This window comes from Paenibacillus enshidis, assembly GCF_042136365.1.
GTDB classification, from domain to species: domain Bacteria; phylum Bacillota; class Bacilli; order Paenibacillales; family Paenibacillaceae; genus Paenibacillus; species Paenibacillus enshidis.
This window is the reverse complement of record NZ_JBHHMI010000015.1, coordinates 18706-41800: the sequence shown is the minus strand read 5'-3', so window position 1 is coordinate 41800 and position 23095 is coordinate 18706. Positions and strand designations below refer to the sequence as shown.

26 protein-coding genes are annotated in these 23095 nt (G+C 52.5%); 24 read left to right on the top strand and 2 right to left on the bottom strand.

What is annotated here, in order from left to right; genetic code table 11:
* The first annotated feature begins 35 nt into the window (after window positions 1–35).
* From spoIIIAF to ACE41H_RS16455, 21 genes are all read left to right on the top strand, one after another.
* On the top strand, window positions 36–758 hold the full coding sequence (gene spoIIIAF / locus ACE41H_RS16555) for a stage III sporulation protein AF (protein WP_375356570.1): 723 nt from the start codon (window positions 36–38) through the stop codon (window positions 756–758).
* 25 nt (window positions 759–783) lie between these two features.
* Window positions 784–1419: a stage III sporulation protein AG gene (spoIIIAG, locus tag ACE41H_RS16550; protein ID WP_375356568.1), complete on the top strand. Its 636-nt coding sequence runs from the start codon at window positions 784–786 to the stop codon at window positions 1417–1419.
* 28 nt (window positions 1420–1447) lie between these two features.
* Entirely contained in the window at window positions 1448–2332 is an 885-nt protein-coding gene (locus ACE41H_RS16545; protein ID WP_375356567.1) for a SpoIIIAH-like family protein, read from the top strand.
* Between the two features lie 259 nt (window positions 2333–2591).
* Window positions 2592–3071, top strand: coding sequence for an acetyl-CoA carboxylase biotin carboxyl carrier protein (accB, locus tag ACE41H_RS16540; RefSeq protein WP_375356566.1), 480 nt, complete (start codon window positions 2592–2594; stop codon window positions 3069–3071).
* Window positions 3072–3121: 50 nt separating this feature from the next.
* Window positions 3122–4465, top strand: a complete 1344-nt coding sequence (gene accC / locus ACE41H_RS16535; protein WP_375356565.1) for an acetyl-CoA carboxylase biotin carboxylase subunit — start codon at window positions 3122–3124, stop codon at window positions 4463–4465.
* A gap of 114 nt (window positions 4466–4579) precedes the next feature.
* Window positions 4580–4990 carry an Asp23/Gls24 family envelope stress response protein gene (locus ACE41H_RS16530; RefSeq protein WP_375356564.1) on the top strand — a complete coding sequence of 137 codons (411 nt, stop codon included), beginning with the start codon at window positions 4580–4582 and terminating at the stop codon, window positions 4988–4990.
* Between the two features lie 71 nt (window positions 4991–5061).
* A complete protein-coding gene (gene amaP / locus ACE41H_RS16525) occupies window positions 5062–5601 on the top strand; it encodes an alkaline shock response membrane anchor protein AmaP (RefSeq protein WP_375356563.1) in 540 nt (179 codons plus the stop codon).
* A gap of 14 nt (window positions 5602–5615) precedes the next feature.
* On the top strand, window positions 5616–5852 hold the full coding sequence (locus ACE41H_RS16520; RefSeq protein ID WP_375356562.1) for a DUF2273 domain-containing protein: 237 nt from the start codon (window positions 5616–5618) through the stop codon (window positions 5850–5852).
* Between the two features lie 163 nt (window positions 5853–6015).
* Window positions 6016–6468 (top strand): transcription antitermination factor NusB, encoded by a 453-nt coding sequence (gene nusB / locus ACE41H_RS16515; RefSeq protein ID WP_375356561.1) that lies wholly within the window; start codon window positions 6016–6018, stop codon window positions 6466–6468.
* 44 nt (window positions 6469–6512) lie between these two features.
* On the top strand, window positions 6513–7370 hold the full coding sequence (gene folD / locus ACE41H_RS16510) for a bifunctional methylenetetrahydrofolate dehydrogenase/methenyltetrahydrofolate cyclohydrolase FolD (protein ID WP_375356559.1): 858 nt from the start codon (window positions 6513–6515) through the stop codon (window positions 7368–7370).
* Window positions 7371–7381: 11 nt separating this feature from the next.
* Window positions 7382–8746, top strand: a complete 1365-nt coding sequence (gene xseA, locus ACE41H_RS16505) for an exodeoxyribonuclease VII large subunit (RefSeq protein WP_375356557.1) — start codon at window positions 7382–7384, stop codon at window positions 8744–8746.
* Entirely contained in the window at window positions 8736–8993 is a 258-nt protein-coding gene (gene xseB, locus ACE41H_RS16500; RefSeq protein ID WP_375356556.1) for an exodeoxyribonuclease VII small subunit, read from the top strand. The genes xseA and xseB overlap by 11 nt, the downstream gene beginning before the upstream one ends.
* 26 nt (window positions 8994–9019) lie before the next feature.
* On the top strand, window positions 9020–9895 hold the full coding sequence (locus tag ACE41H_RS16495) for a polyprenyl synthetase family protein (protein WP_375356625.1): 876 nt from the start codon (window positions 9020–9022) through the stop codon (window positions 9893–9895).
* A 129-nt stretch (window positions 9896–10024) separates the two neighbouring features.
* Window positions 10025–11923, top strand: a complete 1899-nt coding sequence (gene dxs, locus ACE41H_RS16490; protein WP_375356623.1) for a 1-deoxy-D-xylulose-5-phosphate synthase — start codon at window positions 10025–10027, stop codon at window positions 11921–11923.
* A 15-nt stretch (window positions 11924–11938) separates the two neighbouring features.
* A complete protein-coding gene (locus tag ACE41H_RS16485) occupies window positions 11939–12775 on the top strand; it encodes a TlyA family RNA methyltransferase (RefSeq protein WP_375356555.1) in 837 nt (278 codons plus the stop codon).
* Window positions 12776–12955: 180 nt separating this feature from the next.
* The gene (locus ACE41H_RS16480) at window positions 12956–13423 is read left to right on the top strand and encodes a hypothetical protein (protein ID WP_375356554.1); all 468 of its coding nucleotides are present in this window, start codon (window positions 12956–12958) and stop codon (window positions 13421–13423) included.
* Window positions 13424–13443: 20 nt separating this feature from the next.
* Window positions 13444–13893 (top strand): transcriptional regulator AhrC/ArgR, encoded by a 450-nt coding sequence (gene ahrC, locus ACE41H_RS16475; protein WP_375356553.1) that lies wholly within the window; start codon window positions 13444–13446, stop codon window positions 13891–13893.
* A gap of 34 nt (window positions 13894–13927) precedes the next feature.
* A complete protein-coding gene (gene recN, locus ACE41H_RS16470) occupies window positions 13928–15667 on the top strand; it encodes a DNA repair protein RecN (RefSeq protein WP_375356552.1) in 1740 nt (579 codons plus the stop codon).
* Between the two features lie 102 nt (window positions 15668–15769).
* Window positions 15770–16984: a SpoIVB peptidase gene (gene spoIVB, locus ACE41H_RS16465; RefSeq protein ID WP_375356550.1), complete on the top strand. Its 1215-nt coding sequence runs from the start codon at window positions 15770–15772 to the stop codon at window positions 16982–16984.
* Window positions 16985–17241: 257 nt separating this feature from the next.
* Window positions 17242–18045 carry a sporulation transcription factor Spo0A gene (gene spo0A, locus ACE41H_RS16460; RefSeq protein ID WP_375356549.1) on the top strand — a complete coding sequence of 268 codons (804 nt, stop codon included), beginning with the start codon at window positions 17242–17244 and terminating at the stop codon, window positions 18043–18045.
* Between the two features lie 122 nt (window positions 18046–18167).
* A complete protein-coding gene (locus ACE41H_RS16455) occupies window positions 18168–18458 on the top strand; it encodes a hypothetical protein (RefSeq protein ID WP_375356548.1) in 291 nt (96 codons plus the stop codon).
* A gap of 42 nt (window positions 18459–18500) precedes the next feature.
* Here ACE41H_RS16455 and ACE41H_RS16450 read toward each other — a convergent pair whose 3' ends face one another.
* Window positions 18501–19277: a sporulation protein gene (locus ACE41H_RS16450; protein WP_375356546.1), complete on the bottom strand. Its 777-nt coding sequence runs from the start codon at window positions 19275–19277 to the stop codon at window positions 18501–18503.
* A 137-nt stretch (window positions 19278–19414) separates the two neighbouring features.
* Window positions 19415–20011, bottom strand: a complete 597-nt coding sequence (locus ACE41H_RS16445) for a thymidine kinase (protein WP_375356544.1) — start codon at window positions 20009–20011, stop codon at window positions 19415–19417.
* A gap of 176 nt (window positions 20012–20187) precedes the next feature.
* Between ACE41H_RS16445 and ACE41H_RS16440 the strand changes: the two genes are divergently transcribed.
* From ACE41H_RS16440 to ACE41H_RS16430, 3 genes are all read left to right on the top strand, one after another.
* Window positions 20188–20397, top strand: coding sequence for a hypothetical protein (locus tag ACE41H_RS16440; RefSeq protein WP_375356543.1), 210 nt, complete (start codon window positions 20188–20190; stop codon window positions 20395–20397).
* A gap of 128 nt (window positions 20398–20525) precedes the next feature.
* A complete protein-coding gene (gene lpdA, locus ACE41H_RS16435) occupies window positions 20526–21947 on the top strand; it encodes a dihydrolipoyl dehydrogenase (RefSeq protein WP_375356542.1) in 1422 nt (473 codons plus the stop codon).
* A 118-nt stretch (window positions 21948–22065) separates the two neighbouring features.
* Entirely contained in the window at window positions 22066–23094 is a 1029-nt protein-coding gene (locus ACE41H_RS16430; RefSeq protein ID WP_375356540.1) for a thiamine pyrophosphate-dependent dehydrogenase E1 component subunit alpha, read from the top strand.
* The last annotated feature ends 1 nt before the right edge of the window (window position 23095 follow it).

The following is a 23095-nucleotide window of genomic DNA, read 5'->3' as shown; positions in this document are numbered from 1 at the left end:
AAAGGTTATGGCGGAAGGAAAAGGGGAAAACGGTCATGTCGTGGTTAGGCGAATGGTTAAGGCATCTGGTCATGATTGTGCTGCTGGCCGCGTTCGTAGATTTAATCCTGCCCAGCCGCTCCATGGAAAGGTACGTGCGGCTTGTCCTGAGCCTGCTGATTCTGCTCACTTTGATCTCCCCGATCGCACAGCTGCTCCGCGGCAATCCGGCCGCTGAACTGCGCCAGGCTTTTCTGGCCCAGGAACGGAACGAGAGCGGACAGCAGCAGAGTCTTGAACGAATCCTGGCCCAGGGACAGCAAATGCAGAGGAAGCAGGAGCAGACTGCGATGCAATACGCAGCAGGTGAGGTGGCACGGCAGATGAAGGGACAGATCGAGCAGGAAACAGGGGAAAGAGTGCAGTTGGTGGAGGTTGCGTTTGCGCACGATGAGCAGGCGACAGGCGAAATGAGCACGGGCACAAGCATTGCCTCGGTCAAGGTAAAACTGGCCGGTCAAATTGCAGCTGACGATCCGGGGAAACCCGCGAATGGGGAAGAGGCAGTTGAAAGCATTGAGCCTGTCACCGTCCCGGAGACGGAAATCGAAGTCCGGATCGGGCAGGATGCGGAAGCAACAGGCGGGCAGGCAGCAGTGCCGCAAACGAAGCAGGCAGGGGCAGACGGGAAAGCGAAGGAGATTGCAGAGCTGCTTCATCAGGAATGGGGAATCGGCAGGGATAAGATTCAGGTGCTGACCCCGGAGGAAGCAGTATGACCATGTTATGGGAGGTGATGAGGATTTGGGGAAATGGAAGGAAATATGGGAGCGCTGGATCGGCGGGGGGCCTGGTGCACAGAAGCGCTTCAACACGTTCCGCTGGCTGCTGATCCTGGGGCTGGTCGGGGTCGCGATCATGCTGTTCAATTCCTTCGTGAATGTCAGGGAAATCGACCCCGAAAATGTCGGGCGGGAGCCGCCGGCGAGCGACACCAGCCCGGTGCTGGAACCGGCTGCAGAGGAGGCCGGGTCCTTCGATCAGGTTGAGAAGACATTTGAGGATAATATGAAGACGATGCTGGAGCAAATTGTCGGTGTAGGCGCGGTAGATGTCATGGTAACGGTGGATTCAACCGAGGAGATTGTAGTGCAGCGCAACACGAAGGACACCCAGGAGGAGACGGAGGAGACGGACGCCAGCGGCGGCAAGCGTCATACAACCCAGTTTACCCGGGATGGTGAAATCGTGACTTATGAGAACAGCGGAGGAAATACACCGATTATAACGAAGAAAATCAAGCCGAAGGTCAGGGGCGTTCTTGTTGTCGCCAAGGGGGCGGAGAATCAGGTGGTCAAACAGTTGATCACTGATGCGGTGCAAAAAGGGCTCAACGTCCCTTCCTCTCGCATCTCGGTGGTCCCTCGCAAGCAGCAGTAATTACAAGAAAAGGCAGGAGGGTATTGGAATGAATAATAAAAGACAAACGATTTGGCTGGTTTCCATGCTGAGCTTGATGGTTGTGCTTTCAGCCTACTATTTGTTTACGGAAGACACCGGCACAGCCACCGATCCGGTTGCGGACAGCACACAGGTGGATGGCGGGGCAACTGCCACACCCGGAACCGGGGATTCCGATGAGCTGACGGTCAATGAGGTCGTCACGGAGGGCGGAGATGCGGCATCCGGTCAAGAAGCATCGGATCAAACAGCAGCTGGCGAATCCGCGTCTGGTGAAACAGCATCCGACAATACAGCCTCAAATGATACAGCATCCAACGATACAGCATCCAATGATACGGCTTCTGGAACAGGGCAGGCAGCGACAGAAGGAGATGCTTCCAAGGGAACAGAGGGTCAAACCGCTGCGACTGGAACGGAAGATTCTTCTAAGTCCGCTGGACAACAGATGGAGGTGGCCAAGACAGACGAACAGGTGCTGGAAGAGGTTAAGGCAGGGCAGCAAGCGGGACCGGAAGCAGGACCGGAAGCGAAAGAGACGGCCGCTGCAGTTATCGACGATTATCTGCTCGAGCGCGAAGTGAACAATCAGAAAAAGCAGGAAGAGCTGATGGCAGCTATAAATGACAAGTCCTCCACGGAAGCGGTCGCGGCACAGAAGGAGCTGACAGCGCTTGAAGACAAACAGGCGAAAATTACAGGCCTCGAGGAAGAGCTGGAGCAGCAGTTTGCCAGCGCAGTCGTCAAGGAAGAGGATAACGATGTATACAAAGTGGTTGTGCTGAGCGATAAAAAAATGGATGCCAAGCAGGCTGTAAGCATTGTGGATAAAGTCATGAAGGAGCTTAATGTAACTCAGGACAAAATCAAAGTTCAGTATGTGTCCGAGTAACAGGCACATTCTCCTGACCGGGAAGCGCCATACACAGTTAAAAATAAAAGATACCGATGACAGCTGATCGGTATCTTTTATTTTGCTTTCCGCGCTCTTTCTATTTCAGTCGATTGTGATATAATACAAAAAGCTGTCAGGCTGTCCAAGCCACAGATGCGGGCAGAGCCTGCGGCAGCGCACCCGGTTCTGTATAATCGGCAGGCATGAGCGAAGATGCGCTGCAACCGGCATAATGCTGAAGGAGTGAATAATTGCGATGTTTAAATTAAGCGAGATTAAGGAATTGATCAAGCTGGTGGATGAAACGTCCGTTCAGGAATTGGAGATTGAGAATGAAGGCGCACGTCTGATGATCCGCAAGCCAGGCAAGAGCGAGATTGTAACGGTTCAGGCGCCGGCAGCGGCACCTGTCTATGCGGCGGCTCCACAGGCGATCGTGTCAAGTTCTGCAGTGCAGCCGCAGGCCGAAACCGCAGCGGCAGAACCTGCGTCCAACTTACATAAAATTGTGTCTCCTATGGTAGGAACTTTTTACAGATCGTCATCTCCGGACGCGGCGCCATATGTCAGCGCAGGCGACAAGGTCGGGGAGAAAACGACGGTTTGCATCATTGAGGCGATGAAGCTGATGAACGAGTTGGAAGCCGAGGTCAAAGGTGAAATCGTTGCAGTTCTGGCGGAGAATGGCCAGCTTGTGGAGTACGGCCAGCCGCTGTTCCTGGTCAAGCCGGAGTAAGCTGTTTGCGCAGTCTGGTACGGCTGCTTCTCTAAGGAGGATAAATAATCATGAAATTTCATAAAATATTAATTGCCAACCGTGGAGAAATAGCGGTCCGCATCATCCGGGCATGCAGGGAAATGAACATTTCGACGGTAGCGGTCTATTCGGAAGCCGACAAGGACTCTCTTCATGTGAAGCTTGCCGATGAAGCGTACTGCATCGGACCGACCTTGTCCAAGGACAGTTATCTGAATTTCACGAACATCATGAGCGTGGCTACGCTGACCGAATGTGATGCCATACACCCTGGCTACGGATTTTTGGCCGAGAATGCGGACTTCGCCGAAATCTGCGCATCCTGCAATATTACCTTTATCGGTCCTTCTCCCGAAGCGATTACGAAGATGGGAGACAAGGCTGTTGCAAAGCAGACGATGAAGGATGCCGGCGTACCGGTCATTCCTGGCTCCGACGGTCTGGTGGAAAATCTGGAGGAAGCGGTTATGATCGCCCGTGACATCGGCTATCCGATCATTATTAAAGCGACAGCCGGCGGCGGCGGCAAAGGTATCCGCATCGCAGAGAACGAAGAGATGCTCATCCAGCAGATCACGACCGCGCAGCAGGAGGCGCAGAAGGCGTTTGGCAATGCGGGTGTGTATCTTGAAAAGTATTTGACAGGCATGAAGCATGTTGAAATCCAGGTCATTGCGGATAAACACGGCAATGTTGCCCATCTGGGTGAACGGGATTGCTCCGTGCAGCGCCGCCGGCAAAAGCTTGTTGAGGAAGCGCCCTGCCCGGTTTTGTCTGAAGTGGTCCGCCAGCAGATGGGCGAGGCGGCAGTGCGTGCGGCCAAGGCCGTACAGTATTCGGGAGCGGGAACGCTTGAATTTTTGCTGAGTCCGGACAACTCCTTTTATTTCATGGAAATGAATACCCGGATTCAGGTAGAGCATCCCGTGACCGAAATGATCACTGGAGTGGACCTGATCAAAGAGATGATCTCGGTGGCCGAAGGTAACGAGCTGTCGTTCAAGCAGGAGGACGTCGTTATTAACGGCTGGTCCATCGAATGCCGGATCAATGCGGAGGACCCTGCCCGCAACTTCATGCCGGCGCCAGGCAAAATTGGCTTTTATCTGCCTCCCGGCGGGCCGGGAGTACGGGTGGACAGCGCCGCTTATCCCGGGTACAGCATTCCGCCTTATTACGATTCGATGATCGCCAAGCTGATCGTATGGGGGCAGACGCGCGACGACGCCATCGCCAAAATGAAGCGGGCGCTCTCTGAGTTTGCGGTCGAAGGCATTCCGACGACAATTTCCTTTCATCAGCGGCTTTTGGAGCATCCGACCTTCATCAACGGTAATTTTGATATTAAATTCCTTGAAGAAAATGAAGTCTGACGCGCCTGTTGCAAAGGTTTGTCATCATGTTTTCCAAATGATATAGTATGGATAAAAGTACGCTTGTGTCTACAGACTTACAACGATCCTAGCTAACCGAAAGGTGTGTAAATTATGGGTACAATGCCAACGGAATTTGAAAGAACGGAAATTGGTGAAATTCAGATTGCTCCTGAAGTCATCGAAGTTATTGCCGGCCTGGCTACGGTAGAGGTCAAAGGGGTAGCGGGCATGAGCGGCGGTTTTGCAGGCGGCTTTGCCGAGTTGCTCGGACGCAAGAACCTGTCCAAGGGTGTTAAGGTGGAAGTAGGCCAGCGCGAGGCGGCTGTGGATGTATCTGTCATTATTGAATACGGCAACCGTCTGCCTGAGGTGGCCTCCCAGATTCAGCATAACGTCAAACGTTCCATTGAGAACATGACCGGTCTGAGTGTGGTGGAAGTGAACGTCCATATTCATGACGTCCAGTTCAAGAACGCAGAACGTACTTCGGAAGAGAATGATCTTACCGGCCGCGTTAAATAAAATCTTTCTGCGTAAAACCCCCGACCTTTGGGTCGAGGGTTTACTCTAATTTTAAGGAGGCTGTGCAGTTCGTGACTAAAATTGTGGATAGACTTTTGCTGTTTATATACAGCTTGAGTATCGGAATTGCATCCGTTATTGCCATCCTCCTTCTGAGCGGTGTTCTCCCGCCTCAGTTGGATAACATGGATGGGAGGAAGCTGTGGGCGATCGCGCTGACGGTCGCTATTATTTGGTTTCTGCTCAGCCTTCGGTTTATTTTTGTTCCCTTCCGCCGCGGCCGGCAAAGCCAGCCGACCATTGATCAGCGTACGGAATATGGGGATATCCAGATCTCCGTCGAGACGATTGAGAACCTGTGCCTCAAAGCGGTCTCCAGGTTCCGCGGAGTTAACGATTTAAAATCACGCGTCAAGGTAACGGAATCAGGACTGGATATTACGATCCGCGCAGTGGTTGAGGGCGACACCTCCATTCCTGGACTGACCTCGGATATGCAGAAGGCTGTTCATGACCATTTGGAGGAAATTACCGGCATTCCGGTGTCCAACGTGTCGGTGTACATCGCAAATGTCACTGCGTCACCGGCCTTTAAGAGCCGTGTGGAATAGAGGTGGTTTTAAGAATGCCTACCTGGAATGAAATATGGCTGGAGTACAAGGGACGGATTTTAGGGATTGCGGGCGGCATCTGCCTGGGTATTGTATATTTAGTATCAGGTTTACTGGATATGTTGATCTTTGCATTGTTGGTGTTCATCGGATACACGCTGGGTAAAAGGTTTGATGCCAAACTCGATGTTTTTGAGCCGCTCAAAAAGCTCGGGGACTGGATCTTCAACCGCAAGCGGCCCTTTAAATGAACCCTGTGATACGCATTCTCCAAAATCAGAGCCGCAGCTTGTCTACGTCCGTTGTTTTGGAGTTGCGTTCACCGGGTTTTTTTTAGATTATGGAATGTATGAGTTTTTAGCAAGATCAAATTTGTCTGACTGTGATGATTATGTGAGAGTGTAGGAGGCATGCATGAAAAGACGTTTGGCAAGAGAACTGGCGGTACAAAGCATGTACCATATGGAAATGAATGAGGTGAAGGCGGAGGAAGCGGTGGACATGCTGCTGCAGGAAGCGGCCGCGGACAATGAAGCAGAGGTCGTCGTGAAGGATGAGGCCGCTCTGCGGAAATATGTGCTCAATATGGTTGCAGGAACCTGGGAGCAGCGGTCTGCCATTGACACCCTGCTCACCGATTATTTGAAAGGCTGGCAGGTCAGCAGACTATCCAGGGTGGATCGTCAGATTCTGCGCCTCGCAGCGTATGAAATGATTTTCCGTGAAGACATTCCGGGCAAGGTGGCCGTCAATGAAGCGATTGAGCTGTCCAAGCATTTCGGCACCGAGGAGTCTGGAAAATTCGTTAACGGCGTTCTCGGGCGTTTGATTCAGGATTTGGAGCAGTTGAAATCCCGCTTTGTCTAGAATAGAGCGGCTAATTATTAAGTGAGTTGAGGGAGAGTGTAAACATGGCAGCACCGTTGATTAGTGGTACACAAGTTTCTCAGGAAATCCGCGCGGATATCAGAAAGGAAGTAGAGGAGCTGAAAGCGCAGGGCCTGGTGCCGGGTCTGGCGGTTGTTCTCGTAGGCGAAGATCCTGCTTCCCAGGTTTATGTCAGAAACAAGGAAAAGGCCTGTCATGATCTCGGCTTTTATTCCGAGGTGCACCGTCTGTCTGCGGATACGGGGCAGGAGGAGCTGCTTGCACTGGTGGACCGATTGAACCGGCAGGAGTCCATTCATGGCATTCTTGTGCAGCTGCCGCTTCCCGGACATATTGAGGAAAAGGCGGTAATCGACGCCATCGCTGTACATAAAGATGTCGACGGCTTTCATCCGGTCAATGTAGGCAATCTGGTCATCGGGGACGACAGCCTGCTGCCGTGTACACCTGCAGGGGTGATTGAGCTGATCAAGCGGACAGGCCTTGAAATGGCGGGCAAGCATGCCGTTGTCATCGGCCGAAGCAATATTGTTGGAAAGCCTGTTTCTCTTCTCCTGCAGCGTGAAAATGCAACCGTGACGATGTGTCATTCCCGTACAAGCAACATGGCCGAGCTGTGCAGACAAGCGGATATTCTTGTTGTAGCCATCGGTCGCGCCAATTTTATTGATGCCAGCTATGTTAAACCTGGAGCTGTCGTTATTGATGTTGGCATGAATCGTTTGGACAACGGCAAGCTGGCAGGCGATGTTGACTTTGCCAGCGTACAGGAAGTTTCCGGGCCGATTACACCGGTGCCTGGCGGCGTCGGACCGATGACGATTACGATGCTGATGAAAAATACGCTGATCGCGGCCAAACGCTCTCGTGGCTTGAAATAAGGCGGCCTGCCATGGCGGAGCAAAAAATATTTTCAATTAAGGAATTGAACAGGTATATCCGCATGAAACTGGAATCCGACCGGATGTTATCCGATGTGTGGATCCGGGGTGAAATTTCAAATTTCACCCATCATTCAAGCGGACATATGTATTTCACCCTGAAGGACGAGAGCAGCCGCATCAAATCGATTATGTTTGCTTCATATAACCAGCGTCTGCCCTTTGTGCCGAAGGAGGGCTCGCGCGTGATCGCGCGTGGCAACATATCGGTCTATGAACGGGACGGGCAGTATCAATTTTACGCCACCCATATGCAGCCCGACGGGATAGGGAGTCTCTATCTCGCCTACGAGCAGCTCAAGCAAAAGCTTGAGGCGGAGGGCTTGTTCGCTCCGGAGCGCAAACGCGCGCTGCCGCGGTTTCCGCGGACAATCGGGGTGGTCACATCCCCGACCGGCGCAGCCGTCCGCGATATTATAACAACACTGCAGCGCCGCTACCCGCAGGCGCGGGTGCTTTTGTACCCGGTGCTGGTGCAGGGGAAAGGAGCTGCCGCTTCTATTGTAAAAGCGATTGCGAAGCTGAACGAGATGATGGAGGCGGATGTGCTCATTGTCGGACGGGGCGGCGGATCGCTGGAGGAGCTCTGGGCCTTTAACGAAGAAATTGTAGCCCGTGCGATTTATTCATCCGCCATTCCGGTTATTTCGGCCGTCGGCCATGAGACGGACTTTACCATTGCCGACTTTACGGCCGATTTACGGGCCGCTACACCGACCGCTGCTGCCGAGCTGGCCGTGCCGCATTTGTTCGAGCTTACCGACCAGGTACGGCAACGCGAGCTGCGGCTGCGGAATGCGCTGAAACAGCGTGTCGCTGCCGAACGGGAGCGGCTGACAAGGCTGCAGCGCTCGCCGGTGCTGGTTCATCCCAGGCGCCGCATGCTGCAGCATGCCGAGCGCCTGGACATGCTGCGCGACAGGCTGAAGCGGGCCGCAGCGAGCCGCACGCGCCTGCATCAGGAGCAGAACGCGCGGCTCCTGCATGCGCTTGAGCGCTTTAATCCGCGGGAGCAGGTGCGGGTGTCAAGACGCGACTTGCAGCAGTCGGAGCGCCGAATGCTGTCGGCGGCGGGCAGGGTGCTCAAGAGCAGCAGGCAGCAGCTGGCCTCCACGGTGCGCCAGCTGGATGCGCTCAGCCCCTTGAAGGTGATGGCCAGAGGTTACAGTCTGGTATACGACGAGCAGGAGGCACGGCTTATCAAATCGCTTCGGGACGTTCAGCCCGGGGATTTAATCAAAGTCAAAATGAGCGACGGGCAGCTGGACTGTCAGGTGTGGGGAATGAAGGAGGTCGACAAGCAGTATGGCGAATGAGACAGAACTGACTTTTGAAGAAGCGATGGCGGCCCTTGAGGATATCGTCGGACAGCTGGAGCATGGGGATGTTCCGCTCGAACAGGCGATAGATCTGTTCCAGCGCGGTATGAAGCTGTCACAGCTGTGCGGCCGGAAGCTGGAGCAGGTGGAACGCAAAATTGAAATGATCGTGGAGGAAGACGGTGAAACCCGGACGAAGCCGTTCGGGAACGATTTTGAAGAAAGCGGCGGTGAACGTGCTTGAGCAGCAGGTCAGGCTTCAAGGAATACATGGAAAGCACAGCTGCGGAAGTGTCGGGGGAGCTGTCCCGCATTATTCCAGGGCATTGGGAGGTTCCGAAAGCGCTCAGGGCCTCGATGTACTACTCGTTGATGGCCGGCGGCAAACGGCTGCGCCCGCTGCTGGTGATCGCGGCAGCCGAAGCGTTCGGCGGCAGCAGACCGGCAGCGATGCCGATTGCTTGTGCGGTGGAGATCGTGCATACCTATTCGCTGATTCATGATGATCTTCCTGCCATGGATGATGATGATTACCGGCGGGGCAAGCCGACGAATCACAAGGTGTACGGTGAAGCTACAGCCATTCTGGCGGGGGACGCGCTGCTGACGCATGCGTTCTACAGTATTGTACAGGCAGGCCGGCGGCATGGTGTTCCAGCCGAGCGGCTGCTGTCTATTGTTGAGGATCTGGCTGAAATGGCCGGAGCGCGCGGAATGGTCGGTGGCCAGGCGGCGGATATGGCCGGGGAGCAGGGAATCACGCAGCTGCAGGAGCTCAAGTTCATTCATCTGCATAAAACAGGCGATTTGATCATTTTCTCTCTGCTGGCCGGTGGGCGTATCGGGGGGGCGTCTGTGGAGCAGCTTGAAGGGCTGCGCCGTTTCGGAAGGGATCTGGGCCTCGCCTTTCAGATACAGGATGATATTCTCGATCTTGTCGGCGATGAAGCCAAGCTGGGCAAGGCGACGCAGAGCGATGTGCAGCAGCAGAAGGTGACGTATCCCTATTTTGTAGGAATGGACGCTTCCTTGCGGGAGGTTGAGAGGCTTACACAGTCCGCCAAGCAGGCGCTTGTTGACACCGCCATTCCCGATCCTGCGCGCTTGATGGAGATCGCTGACTACCTGATGAAAAGAGATCACTGACTTGACTGTCGAAGGCATGTTGTTTTTTGCCTAACCCGATCTGTGATATAATAAATGTTATTACAATTAAGGTCAGGCAGATTTGCAGCTTCAATTGTTCATTACTTGAAGGAAAGCGGGGAGATTCGCGTGCTGCTTCCACGAATAAAGCAACCAAGCGACTTGAAAACATTATCTGTTGATGAGATGGCTTCTCTGTCCGAAGAAATCCGCAAATTTCTGATTGAGAAGCTCTCGGCAACAGGGGGGCACTTGGCATCGAACCTGGGAGTGGTTGAGCTCACGGTCGCCCTGCATTATTGTTATAACAGCCCTGAGGATAAAATGATTTTCGATGTAGGCCATCAGGCTTATGTTCATAAAATATTGACAGGAAGAATGGAAAGGTTCGACACGCTGCGCCAGAAGGACGGCCTGTGCGGGTTCGTCAAGCGCAGCGAAAGCGAGCATGACGTCTGGGAAGCCGGCCACAGCAGCACCTCCCTGTCGGCGGCTATGGGCATGGCGCTGGCACGGGATCTGAAAGGGGAAGACAACAAGGTCATCGCCCTGATCGGGGACGGCGCTTTGACGGGCGGTATGGCTTTTGAAGCGCTTAACCATATCGGTCATGAGGGCAAGAAGCTGATGGTCATCCTGAACGACAACGAAATGTCGATCGCCCCCAACGTGGGGGCCTTGCATAATTATTTGAGCAAAATCCGTTCCGACCGTCATTATCTGCGCGCCAAGGATGAACTGGAGCAGATGCTGAAGAAAATTCCGGCCATCGGCGGCAAGCTGGCGAAATCGGCGGGGCGGATGAAGGACAGCCTGAAATATATGATGGTGCCCGGCGTATTGTTTGAAGAGTTGGGCTTTACGTATTTGGGGCCGGTTGACGGCCACGATTTGTCAACACTGATCGAAACGTTCCATCAGGCGGATAATGTCAATGGCCCGGTTATGGTGCATGTGATTACCACGAAGGGCAAGGGATACAAGCCGGCAGAGGCGGATTCCCATAAATGGCATGGCATTTCTCCGTACAAAATTGAATCCGGCCAGGTGCTGAAGGCCGTAGGAAACCCGATGTATACGGATGTATTCGGGCAGACCCTGATTGAACTGGCCCGTGGGGACGAGCGCATTGTTGCAGTTACCCCTGCGATGCCGGGCGGTTCCGGACTTGTTCCGTTCAGCAAGGAGTTTCCGGACCGGATGATTGACGTCGGCATTGCGGAGCAGCATGCGGCCACGATGTGTGCGGCTCTGGCCATGGAAGGGATGAAGCCGGTCTATGCGGTATATTCCACTTTCATGCAGCGGGCCTACGATCAGATTGTACACGATATTTGCCGACATAACGCCAACGTGATGTTTGCCATCGACCGGGCCGGGTTTGTGGGCGCTGACGGTGAGACGCATCACGGTGTGTTTGACGTCGCATTTATGAGACATATCCCGAACCTGGTCATGATGATGCCCAAGGACGAAAACGAACTGCGTCATATGATGAAAACGGCGCTTGAATATAACGACGGTCCGATTGCTTACCGCTATCCGCGAGTCAATGTACCGGGAGTTCCGCTAGATGAGGAACTGCACGTCCTTCCTATCGGAAAGTGGGAGTATCTTCGCAAGGGTGAACAGTATGCAGTCATCGCTTGCGGCCCGATGCTGCAGGTAGCCGGTGAAGCTGCTGATACGATGAAGCGTGAAGGAATTCAGGTGGGAGTCATCAATGCACGGTTTCTCAAGCCGCTGGATGAGGAAATGCTGCGCGAGCTTGCCCAGCAGCAGGTAAAGCTGGTTGTGCTGGAGGAAGCGTCCGAGGCGGGCAGCCTTGGCAGTGCGATACTTGAATTTTACGCCCGCGAAGGCGTACATGATATGCATGTCCATTTGATGGGCATTCCCGATATTTTTGTGGAGCACGGCTCCATTAAGGAGCAGCGGGCACAGGTTGGATTGACTGCTGAAGCGGTTGCCGCCGAGCTGCGCCGGATGGCTGCCCAACCTACATTCGGCTTCGGCCAGTCGGTATAGAGATAGGAGAACAACATGTCTGATCCGAAAGAAAGAATTGATGTGCTGCTTGTGGAGCAGGGATTTTACGAAAGCCGGGAGAAAGCCAAGGCGGCCATTATGGCCGGTCTGGTGCTCGCGGACAGTGAACGGATTGAAAAGGCGGGAATGAAGGTTCCCCGCAGCAGTCAGCTGAAGGTAAAGGGAGCCGTGCACCCCTATGTCAGCCGTGGGGGACTGAAGCTGGAGAAGGCGATCCGGGAATTCGGTCTGAATATGCGGGACCGCACGATGCTCGATATCGGCTCTTCCACCGGAGGATTTACGGACTGCGCGCTGCAGCATGGAGCAGCCTATGTGTATGCGATCGATGTCGGCTACAATCAGCTCGATTGGTCGCTCCGTAATGATGAAAGAGTCTGCGTGATGGAACGCACGAATTTTCGCTATATGACCCCGGAGGATCTGAAAGGGCCGGCGCCAGATTTTGCAAGCATTGACGTGTCGTTCATTTCGCTGCGCATCATCCTGCCTCCGCTGATCGCGCTGCTGCAGCGTCCGGCTGACATTGCCGCTCTGATCAAGCCGCAGTTTGAAGCCGGGCGGGAGAAAGTCGGGAAATCAGGAGTTGTCAGGGAATCCGCGACACATAAAGAGGTGCTGCATACGGTGCTTTCTTTTGCCAGGGAGCTTGGACTTTCTTTGAAGGGGCTGACCTTTTCGCCGATTACGGGGGGTGAGGGCAATATTGAATTTCTGGCCTATTTTCGGTTGCATGATCCGGCTTTGCCTGATGAAGGGATGGGACACAACCTGGAGTCGCTCATCGACCGTATCGTTGCAGAGGCGGGACAGACGTTTGGTAGCAGATAGGCAAGAGGTTCTCATAAGTTCTTCACAAGAACTATGGGAACCTTTTTTTTCGAAAATGCGGAGCAGAGATTGATTAACGAACTCACGTTCTCCTATAATGTAAAAAGAAGAGTAAAGGAGTTTTTGCAGCCGATCACGAAATAACAAATGAATGTCAGACCAATAAAGGCGGGGATCTGGATGGATACACGGTATGATACGTTTTTGGTTGCGGCGCTTGGTGCTGTTTTGGCCATTTGGGCATTATACGCGTTCCGTTCCTGGCTGCGCAAGCCGGAGCATCCCAGGCTTTATGCGATTCCGCTGAATGAGGAGATTGAAGGAGGACCCGCTTCGGCGATACTGGAGGAGAATGGCTATGAAGTTATTGGTGGACGGCTGCGGGTTCCCCTTGCATTTGACGTCAACGGTGAGACTATTAACAGCGGTTTATATATTGATTACATAGCAGAGCGGGATGAAGGCATCTATATCGTCAAGACCTCGCGGCGCAGCAAGCCGATAGAGTGGAGCGGGACAGCAATCAGAGACAAATTTTTGCCTCTGTTGCTGCTTTATCCCGAGATTGCGGGTGTTCTTTATGTGGATATGGAGGAAGGGGCAGTCCGGCGGATCGTACTGGCTGCAGAGGAATGGAATCATGATTAACCAATTTACAGGAGGATGTTATGAAAGGTCAAAGGCATATCAAAATCAGGGAAATTATTACCCATCAAGATATAGAAACCCAGGACGAGCTGGTGGAGTCGCTGCGCGAAGCGGGCTTTCAGGTGACGCAGGCAACTGTATCGAGGGACATTAAGGAACTGCTCTTAATCAAGGTGCCTATGGATGATGGAAGATATAAATATTCACTGCCGAGCGATCAGCGCTACAATCCGGTTCATAAATTAAAGCGCGCACTGGTGGATAACTTTTTGCAGATTGACAGCACGGGCAACCTTATTGTCATGAAATGTCTGCCGGGGACAGCGAATTCCATAGCGGCTCTGCTTGACAGCATCGAATGGCCGGAAATCATGGGCACCATCAGCGGTGATGATACCATCCTGATCATTTGCCGCACCCATGAGAACAGCACGGACGTCGTGAAACAGATCATGTCCTATATATCCTGATGAACTACCGTAAGATGTTGGAGGTGTAGTAGCGGTGCTGGTTTCACTATCGATAAGAAATCTGGCAGTGGTTGAATCGGTGGATGTGCACTTCCACCAAGGCTTTCATGTGTTGACAGGGGAAACAGGGGCAGGGAAATCTATTATCATCGACGCTCTTGTGCTGATCTCGGGTGGCAGAGGAGCGGCGGATCTGGTGCGTTATGGCTGCGACAAGGCCGAGATGGAAGCGCTCTTCGAGCTCCCAGCCGGACACCCGGTGTGGGAGGTGCTTGCCAAGCTGGGCATTCAGGGAAATGCGGATGAGCATCTGCTGATTCGCAGAGAGTTGGCTTCAAGCGGCAAGAGCACCTCGAGAATTAATGGTCAACTGGTAAACCTAAGCATGCTGCGCGAAGTCGGCGAGCACATCGTCAACATCCACGGACAGCATGAACCGCAGAATCTGCTGCGGACCGACCGGCATCTGGCGTTGCTGGATACGTACGGTGACGGCATGATTGGCCCTGTAAAAGCTCGCTACCGGGAAAGATACGGCGCTTTTGTCAAAGCCGAGAAGGAACTGAGAGAGCTGCAGGAATCAAGCCAGAAATCGTATCAAATGCTTGATATGTATCGCTTTCAGCTTGAGGAGATCGCTTCCGCCAGGCTACAGCCTGGCGAGGATGAATTATTAGCGGAAGAACGGGTCAAACTATCCCACAGCGAGAAAATGATGGATGCCGTCGCCGGGGCATATGAGCTGCTGCAAAGCCAGCAGGGGCTGGATGCCGTAAGCAGCGCAGCCGCCATGCTGGAGGACATTTCCCATTATGACAGCAAACAGCTGCAGCCCATCACGGAGCAGATTCAATCTGCATATTACCAGCTGGAGGATGCGGTTTTTCAGCTTCGATCCTACAGGGAACAGATTGAATTTAATCCGGAGCGCCTTCAGGAGGTCGAGCAGCGTCTCGCCTTGATTGCCGGTTTGCGCCGCAAATACGGAGACAGTGTCGAGCAAATCCTGGAATACTCCCAAAAAATTGAGCATGAAACGGATAAGCTGGAAAACAAGGATGAGCGTCTGGAGAAGCTCACCGCCCAGCGTGACAAGCTGCTTGCCGAGCTGCTCGCGGCGGCTGATGAGCTGTCTGCCGCACGCAAGCAATGTGCGGAGGATCTGGCTGTACAGGTGGAAAGGGAGCTCAATGAGTTGCAAATGGGGCGAACCTCTCTGCGGGTGAAGATTGACCCGCTGGAAGACGCGCGTGGTTATGAATGGAATGGGCGTAAAATCCGGCCAACCAAGCAGGGCATTGACAATGCCGAATTTTTAATTTCCGCCAACCCGGGAGAGCCGTTGCGCCCGCTGGGCAAAATCGCGTCCGGAGGCGAAATCTCCCGTGTCATGCTGGCGCTCAAAAGCATTTTCGCCCGCCATGATCAAATTCCGGTGCTCATTTTTGATGAAGTGGATACCGGGGTCAGCGGACGGGCGGCGCAGTCCATTGCCGAGAAACTGTACAGGCTGTCTTCTGTCTGCCAGGTATTTTCGATTACCCATCTTCCGCAGGTGGCCTGTATGGCTGATAGCCAGTATCTCATCGAGAAATCTGTACAGGATGGCCGCACCATGACACAGGTGGAGGAGTTGTCGGATGAGGGCAGGGTGAAGGAACTGGCAAGGATGCTGGGCGGTGTGGAAATTACGCAAAAAACGCTGCATCATGCCCAGGAAATGCTGAATTTGGCACAGGCGCAAAAGAGAGAAGGACATCGGGTAGAGCAATGATTGACAGTAATAAAAGCCTGGGGGCAGGGTTACCTTAAAGGTACGCAATTGGCGACGACCTTTACTCGTCAAGCGAAAGAAGCAAAGGGAGCGTGACAGCCATTGAAATTGAACTCCAGGAACAAACTGCCCGGTCTTTTGCTTGTCTTCTTTCTTTGTATGGGAAGTATTTTTATGTTTGTCCGGCACGCAGCGGCGGAGCCGGAGAGTCATGGTGACTCCTTTGGGAATTATAAGGGCTCCATTTTTCAGCTGAATAAGCTGGTTCAGCGCAGCCCGTCTTTATCTTCATTGCTTGCCAACCGGTCAGGGGTTCATTCTGTTCCGGAAATTCAAGTCATTCCCGGCGGCCAAACGATTGGCGTAAAGGTGAAATCAGCGGGGATCCTTGTCGTAGGTCACCACCTTGTGGTGCAAGACGGGGAGACCCGTTTGTCGCCCGGAGAGGCAGCAGGAATCAGGCTTGGGGACCGTATTACTCACATTAACGGCCTTGTTCCCGATAATTTGTCACTTGTTACGGAGGCTGTAGAACGAGCGGGAAAAGAGGGTAAACCATTGAAGATTACCCTCATGCGGGGAAAACAGACCATTCATACCAGGCTGACTCCGGCATATGACCGCGAGGACAAGGCGTGGAGGCTTGGATTGTATATCCGCGATTCGGCAGCAGGGGTTGGAACGTTGACCTTTTATGCACCGCAGTATGGCGTTTACGGGGCACTTGGCCACGTTATTACGGACATGAATACACAAACCCCTATTGTCGTTGGCAACGGACATATTGTCCAATCCAACGTTACTTCCATCTCCAAAAGCCAGAATGGCGAACCTGGGGAAAAACGTGCCCAGTTTACAAAAAATCATAAAGTTCTGGGCAGCATCGAAAGCAATACGAAGTTTGGAATTTTCGGTAAAATGACCGATCTTCCTGAACACAGCATATACACGAAACCGATCCCTGTTGCATGGGCTGAAGAAGTTAAAGAAGGACCGGCAGAAATATTAACCGTGGTTGACGGCCAATCGGTTCAGCGTTTTAAAGCGCGTATTATGCATGTGTCCCATCAAAGTGCCCCGGCAACGAAAGGGCTCGTCATCCGCATAGTAGATCCCCGCCTGATCGATAAAACCGGTGGAATTGTGCAAGGGATGAGCGGAAGTCCGATCATTCAGAACGGCAAACTCATCGGAGCGGTCACACATGTTTTTGTGAATGATCCGCAGTCAGGGTATGGTTGTTTTATTGAATGGATGCTGGAGGATGCGGGGATTCACCACAAACAGGGCAAAGCTTCTGATCTTAAGGCCGGTTGACGGCCTTAAGATTTTTTTGTATTTATTGCGCTATGACGGTGTCGGTTTGTGGAGTTTTGTGCTGGATTAAGCAGAATATTAGCTAACAAAGTTGAAAAAAATCAGAAAAATTAAATTATAAAGGAAAGGATAAAAAAAATAAATAAAAATATTTTTCGACAGAAGGAATTGAATTCAGTGTGTCGAAATTATATACTTCCGAGAGAAGAAATTGCCAAATCAAAAACTATGCAGCTCATTTTAAAGGAGGAAGTCCATTGCAAAAAATTGAAGTGCTGTTGGCAGATGATAACCGTGAATTTACAAATTTACTCGCTGAATATATATCAGAGCAGGAGGATATGGAGGTTGTTGGAATCTCTTACAACGGCGAAGAGGTTCTTCAACGTATTTCCGATGCTCATAAAATCCCCGATGTATTGATTCTGGATATCATTATGCCGCATCTTGACGGTCTGGGCGTGCTTGAGCGACTGCGCGAAATGAATTTGCCTGCACAGCCGAAAATTATTATGCTCACCGCTTTCGGTCAGGAGAACATTACTCAACGCGCGGTACAACTGGGAGCTTCCTACTATATTCTCAAGCCATTCGATATGGAGGTGCTGGCCAACCGTGTTCGCCAATTGGTGGGTGTGCAGACGGTTAGCAGTACTTCGACCGGTATATCCATGGCAAGATCGAATGTTGTCCCGATGGGGAAAGTGAAAAATCTGGATGCCAGCATTACCTCCATCATTCATGAGATCGGTGTTCCGGCACATATTAAAGGTTACCAATATCTGCGCGAGGCCATCACTATGGTATATAATAACATCGAAATATTAGGGGCCATCACCAAGACGCTGTATCCGGCGATCGCCGAGAAATTTAAAACCACTCCATCACGCGTCGAGCGCGCTATCCGCCATGCGATTGAAGTGGCATGGACCCGCGGTAATATTGACAGCATCAGTCACCTGTTTGGTTATACGATCAATATCAGCAAGTCAAAGCCAACCAACAGCGAATTCATTGCGATGGTCGCCGACAAGCTGCGGATCGAGCATAAAGTGTCGTAAGCCAAACAAGTGATATACCTGGAAACTGGCCCAATAAATCACCGATTTATTGGGTTTGTTTATTCCGGTATGCTGGTGAATGCTAGCCGGTTTGTACCATACTAGGCAGAGGGGGATAACATATGGTGTATCTGTGGGTTGTTGCCGGGGCCGTGGCTGTCGGAACTATCTTATTCACTATACTTCGTCTGAGTAGAAGGCGCAGCAAAAAAGGGCAGGCTCCCCGTCATTCAGGAGATAATGTAGTCCCTTTCCGGCGTAAAGGGAGCACGAACAAACCTTCCGCGCAGAAATGCAGCTTCTGCGGCAAAGAAGAACTGTTGACCTTCTACGCAGGCGACAATGGGGTCGTCAAGGGTGTCTGCAAGCACTGCAAGCCTAAAGCGGAACGCAGGGATATGCTGCCGCTGTAGAAACACAAACCCCACCATCATGAATGGCGGGGTTAATATATGTTAACGGGCTTGTCTGTAGATCAGTTCCCCAAGCACATCCGCAACATATCTGTTTCCTCTTTGCAGATCCGATTGGCTCAGGCTCATCCATGCTGTGCGCTCGTCCATTTCAAATGACCGTTCAAGCCAACCGGAAAAGCCTCTGCCACGGCGGTCAACCTCAACCAGCACATGAATGCCGTCACGCTCAAGATTGAAAATAAATTCGAGCTCTTCCACCCTGCTGGAAAATTCCCGGCCAGGGTAAAATTCAATTTCCTGCACAAACGGAACACCACGTCCAAGCCGTGGATGATATTCACAGGTAGCCTCCTTGAATCGGAATCCGAGCTCCTGGGCAGCCTGTAATACGACGGTAGCATAAGGGTGAGGTGTAACCTCAATGTAGTCGCGGTCGTTAGGATCAACGGCATGATCAATATCAAGGCCGGTATGAATCCAGACAGGCTGGCGCGACAGCGTCATCGGCGTTTCCAGCGGAAGCGGGAAGGAGAACGGAATTTGCAGCCTCTCTCCCTTCCGGACGAGCAGATGGTCAGCCACATGATATTTGGCGATGGTGTACGTCTCCCGGACCTTTTTATCATCATGCTCTCTGATATACTCGGTCATGACTTTGATATAGATATGATCTACTTTCTGTTCGACGTTGCCGCCCCGGATATGTACCATTCCCCGAATTTCCTCGCCCGGGTGATAAGAGGCTTTTTCAAGATGTGTGTCAATTTCCGCAGCCCCGACTCCTACACTTGCAAGCATTTTGTTAAAAAAAGACATGGTAAGTACCTCCTAAAGGATATGTATGACACAGGAGTATACGTGGAGAGAGCGGCAAAGTTTCCGTCACAACGACGAAATAAAAAATTATTGACGAACTTTTTACTGTAATCTAAAAAAAGCCCCGCAGGGGCTTTTTAATTGCAATCCACCTTGTGAGGTGGCACAAAACAGCGCCGACAGCGCGGCTCATAAGCCTCCGAATCTCCGATCATAACGATCGGGCCTACTTTTACCGGCTCCCCGTTAATGATTCTCTGTGTGAAGTTGCCTTCGGCGCTGCCGCAAACGGCACAGAAGGCGCTTAGCTTTTCAATATCGTCTGCCATGGCCAGCAGTCCTCCGATATATCCGAATTCCTCTCCACGATAATCCATATTCAAGCCGTCAACAATGACATGCTTTCCGTTATAAGCAAGCTCCTGAACCAGGTTCATGATCGGTCGGTTGAAAAATTGCACTTCATCAAAAGCGACAACGTCCGCGTCACGGGTCTGCTCCATGATTTTGGCCACTGTCTCTTCCGTCAGTCTCCGTGGAATGGATATGGCGGGAAGACGGTATCCGATACGGCTGACGATCTCGTCCTTGGCAAAACGGTTATCCTCGGCAGGTTTATAGGCGACCACCTTGCGGCGGCCGTATTTCATTAATTTTTGACAGCGGCGGATGAGCTCCCCTGATTTTTCACTGAACATTGGACCTGTAATTACGGTAATACGCCCTGTAGACAAAGCAATTCCCCTCTTTCTTTAAAGAAAACGCCACTATAGAGTACCATAGGTTAAGGGAGACAGACCAGAGACAAATGCTTGAATTTTGACAGCATACGCAGCTGTTTCATTGCTCGCAGCCGCCAAGTCTGTTACTGTAGAATGACGGGATTATACAGCAGAAATGAGGAATCCGGATGGAAGATGTCAACTCCCGTTTCAAGCATAGAAAGGCCGAATTGGCACGGCTCGGTCTGCTAAGCTCCGAGACGGAAGCGCTGGTCAATGACATGCTGGAACAGCTGGAAATGCTGGAGCAGCGAAATGCTGCTCTCCGCCGGTCCCTTCGCAGTTCATCGAAGACACCGCGCATGTCCAGCAAACTGAAGGATGCGCTTTACGAATAAGCTGCCAGATCGGGTGCTTGGATCAAGAACGGGCCGGGGTTCAGCCGAGGCTGCCGGCTTATTTGTAATGCCGTTCAAAGAGAGTAAAATAGACTTTAAATAATCATGCAGCGATAGCGGAGGTTAATATGTCAATCACATGTGATATAGCGATACTGGGCGGAGGAACGGGAGGTTATGTGGCCGCAATCCGGGCTGCCCAGCTGGGAAAGGATGTAGTCATCATTGAGCGCGACAAATTGGGAGGCACCTGTCTGCATCGTGGCTGCATTCCCAGCAAATCATTGCTTAGAAGCGCCGAAGTGTATGCAACCGTCAAGGAAAGCGAATCCTATGGCATTGAGACGTCCGGGTCCAGGCTGTTGTTTCCAAAGGTCCAGGAACGGAAGGAGCAGGTCGTGGAGCAGCTTCATCAGGGTGTCCAGTATTTGATGCGCAAAAATAAAATCAAGGTTCTGCACGGAACAGGGAGGGTCATAGGGCCGTCCATTTTCTCGCCGAAAAGCGGTGCGGTTGCCGTCGAGCTGGAAGATGGGGAAATGGAGACGGTCGTGCCTGCCCATCTGATTATTGCGACAGGGTCACGGCCAAGGCATATTCCGGGTCTTGAGCCTGATGGCAGATTTATTTTGACGAGCGACGAGGCGCTGCTGCTGGACAAGCTCCCTGCTTCCATCATCATTGTTGGGGGCGGTGTGATTGGCGTGGAGTGGGCCTCCATGCTGAACGACTTTGGCGTGGAAGTGACCGTCGTGGAGACAGCGGACAGGCTGATCCCGCTGGAGGATGAGGAGATTTCCCGTGAGCTGCAGAGGCTGCTGACGAAAAGAGGCGTGAAGATTCTGACCGGGTCCCAGGTGGTGCCGGAAAGTCTGAGCAAGGATGAGGAAGGAATTCAAATCGATGTGCGCCGGGGCGGCGAAACGAGCACGCTCAGCGCTTCACAGTTGCTCTTGTCTGTGGGCAGGCAGGCTAATGTGGAAAATATCGGATTGGAGAATACGGATATCCGGGTTGAAAACGGGGTCATAGCAGTTAATGCCCATTATCAGACGGTTGAGCCTCATATCTACGCCATTGGCGACTGCATCGGCGGCGTTCAGCTTGCACATGCCGCCAGCCACGAAGGGATCGCGGCCATAAATCATATTTGCGGCGAGGAGGTGCACGTGCTGCCCGCTCATCAGATCCCGCGTTGTATTTATACAAGACCGGAGGCAGCCAGTGTTGGTCTGACCGAGCAGGAGGCAAGAACACGGGGGCACGAGGTGAAAATCGGCAAATTTCCTTTTCAGGCAATCGGCAAATCGCTCGTGTATGGCAGCAGAGACGGTTTTGTGAAGGTGGTTGTGGACCAGAAGACAAATGATATTCTGGGGGTTCATATGATCGGCACGCATGTCACCGACCTGATCAGTGAGGCGGCTTTGGCTCAACTGCTGGACGCGACCCCATGGGAAGTGGGCCAGCTTGCTTTTCCGCATCCAACCTTGTCGGAAATTTTGGGCGAAGCGATGCTGGCAGTAGACGGAAAAGCGATCGGAATCTAATAGTCGGCTTTCCTTTTTGGTGCGAAAGTGTTTTAATAAGGTTAAGCCAAGTTTTAGTACCAGGTTTTAAGACGAGATGGTATAATAAGCTATGGCTTTATAACAAGGAGGTGCCTCGATGAACGCAAAAAGCGATGTCGACGCGCAGCTCAGGCATGAGGAACTGGGTCTGAGCAATGACCAGGTCATAGAAATGTACAGATATATGCTGCTGGCAAGAACGTTTGATGAGCGGAATATGCTGCTCCAGCGTGCTGGCAAAATTAATTTTCACGTATCCGGAATCGGGCAGGAGGCGGCCCAGGTTGGTGCAGCGTTTGCCCTGGACAGGGATAACGATTATTTTCTGCCTTATTACCGTGATTACGGTTTTGTCCTGTCTGTCGGCATGACTCCGCGCGAGCTGATGCTGTCTGCCTTTGCAAAGGCAGAGGATCCGAACAGTGGCGGCCGCCAGATGCCGGGGCATTTCGGCAGCAAAAAGCTGCGGATCGTTACAGGCTCAAGTCCCGTGACAACACAGGTGCCACATGCCGTCGGTGTGGCGCTGGCCGCGAAGATGCGGAAGAAGAGCATCGTTTCTTTTGTTACCTTCGGGGAAGGGTCGAGCAATCAGGGCGATTTTCATGAAGGCTGCAACTTTGCGGGAGTGTACAAGCTGCCTGTCATCATTATGTGCGAGAACAACCAGTACGCTATTTCCGTTCCTGTGCACAAGCAGTTGAGTGGGAAAGTAAGCGATCGTGCGCTCGGTTATGGATTTCCCGGAATACGGGTAGACGGCAATGACGCGCTTGCTGTGTACGCAGCCGTGAAGGAAGCGCGCGAGCGTGCTGTTCGCGGCGAAGGTCCAACGCTGATCGAAGCGATGATGTACCGGCTGTCTCCGCATTCTACTTCCGACAATGACCTTGCTTACCGGACGAAGGAGGAAGTAGACGAGCATTGGAAGAAGGATGGACTGCTGCGGATGAAGGCGTATATGATCGATTCCGGCATCTGGGATGAGCAGCGGGATCAGGAGTTGAAGGCCGAGCTGCTTCAGGTGATGAAGGACGCCATAGAATATGCGGATAAGGCGCCGTTTCCTCGGCCGGAGGATACACTTCTGCACGTGTATGCGGACAGCAGCGGGGAGGAGCAATAAG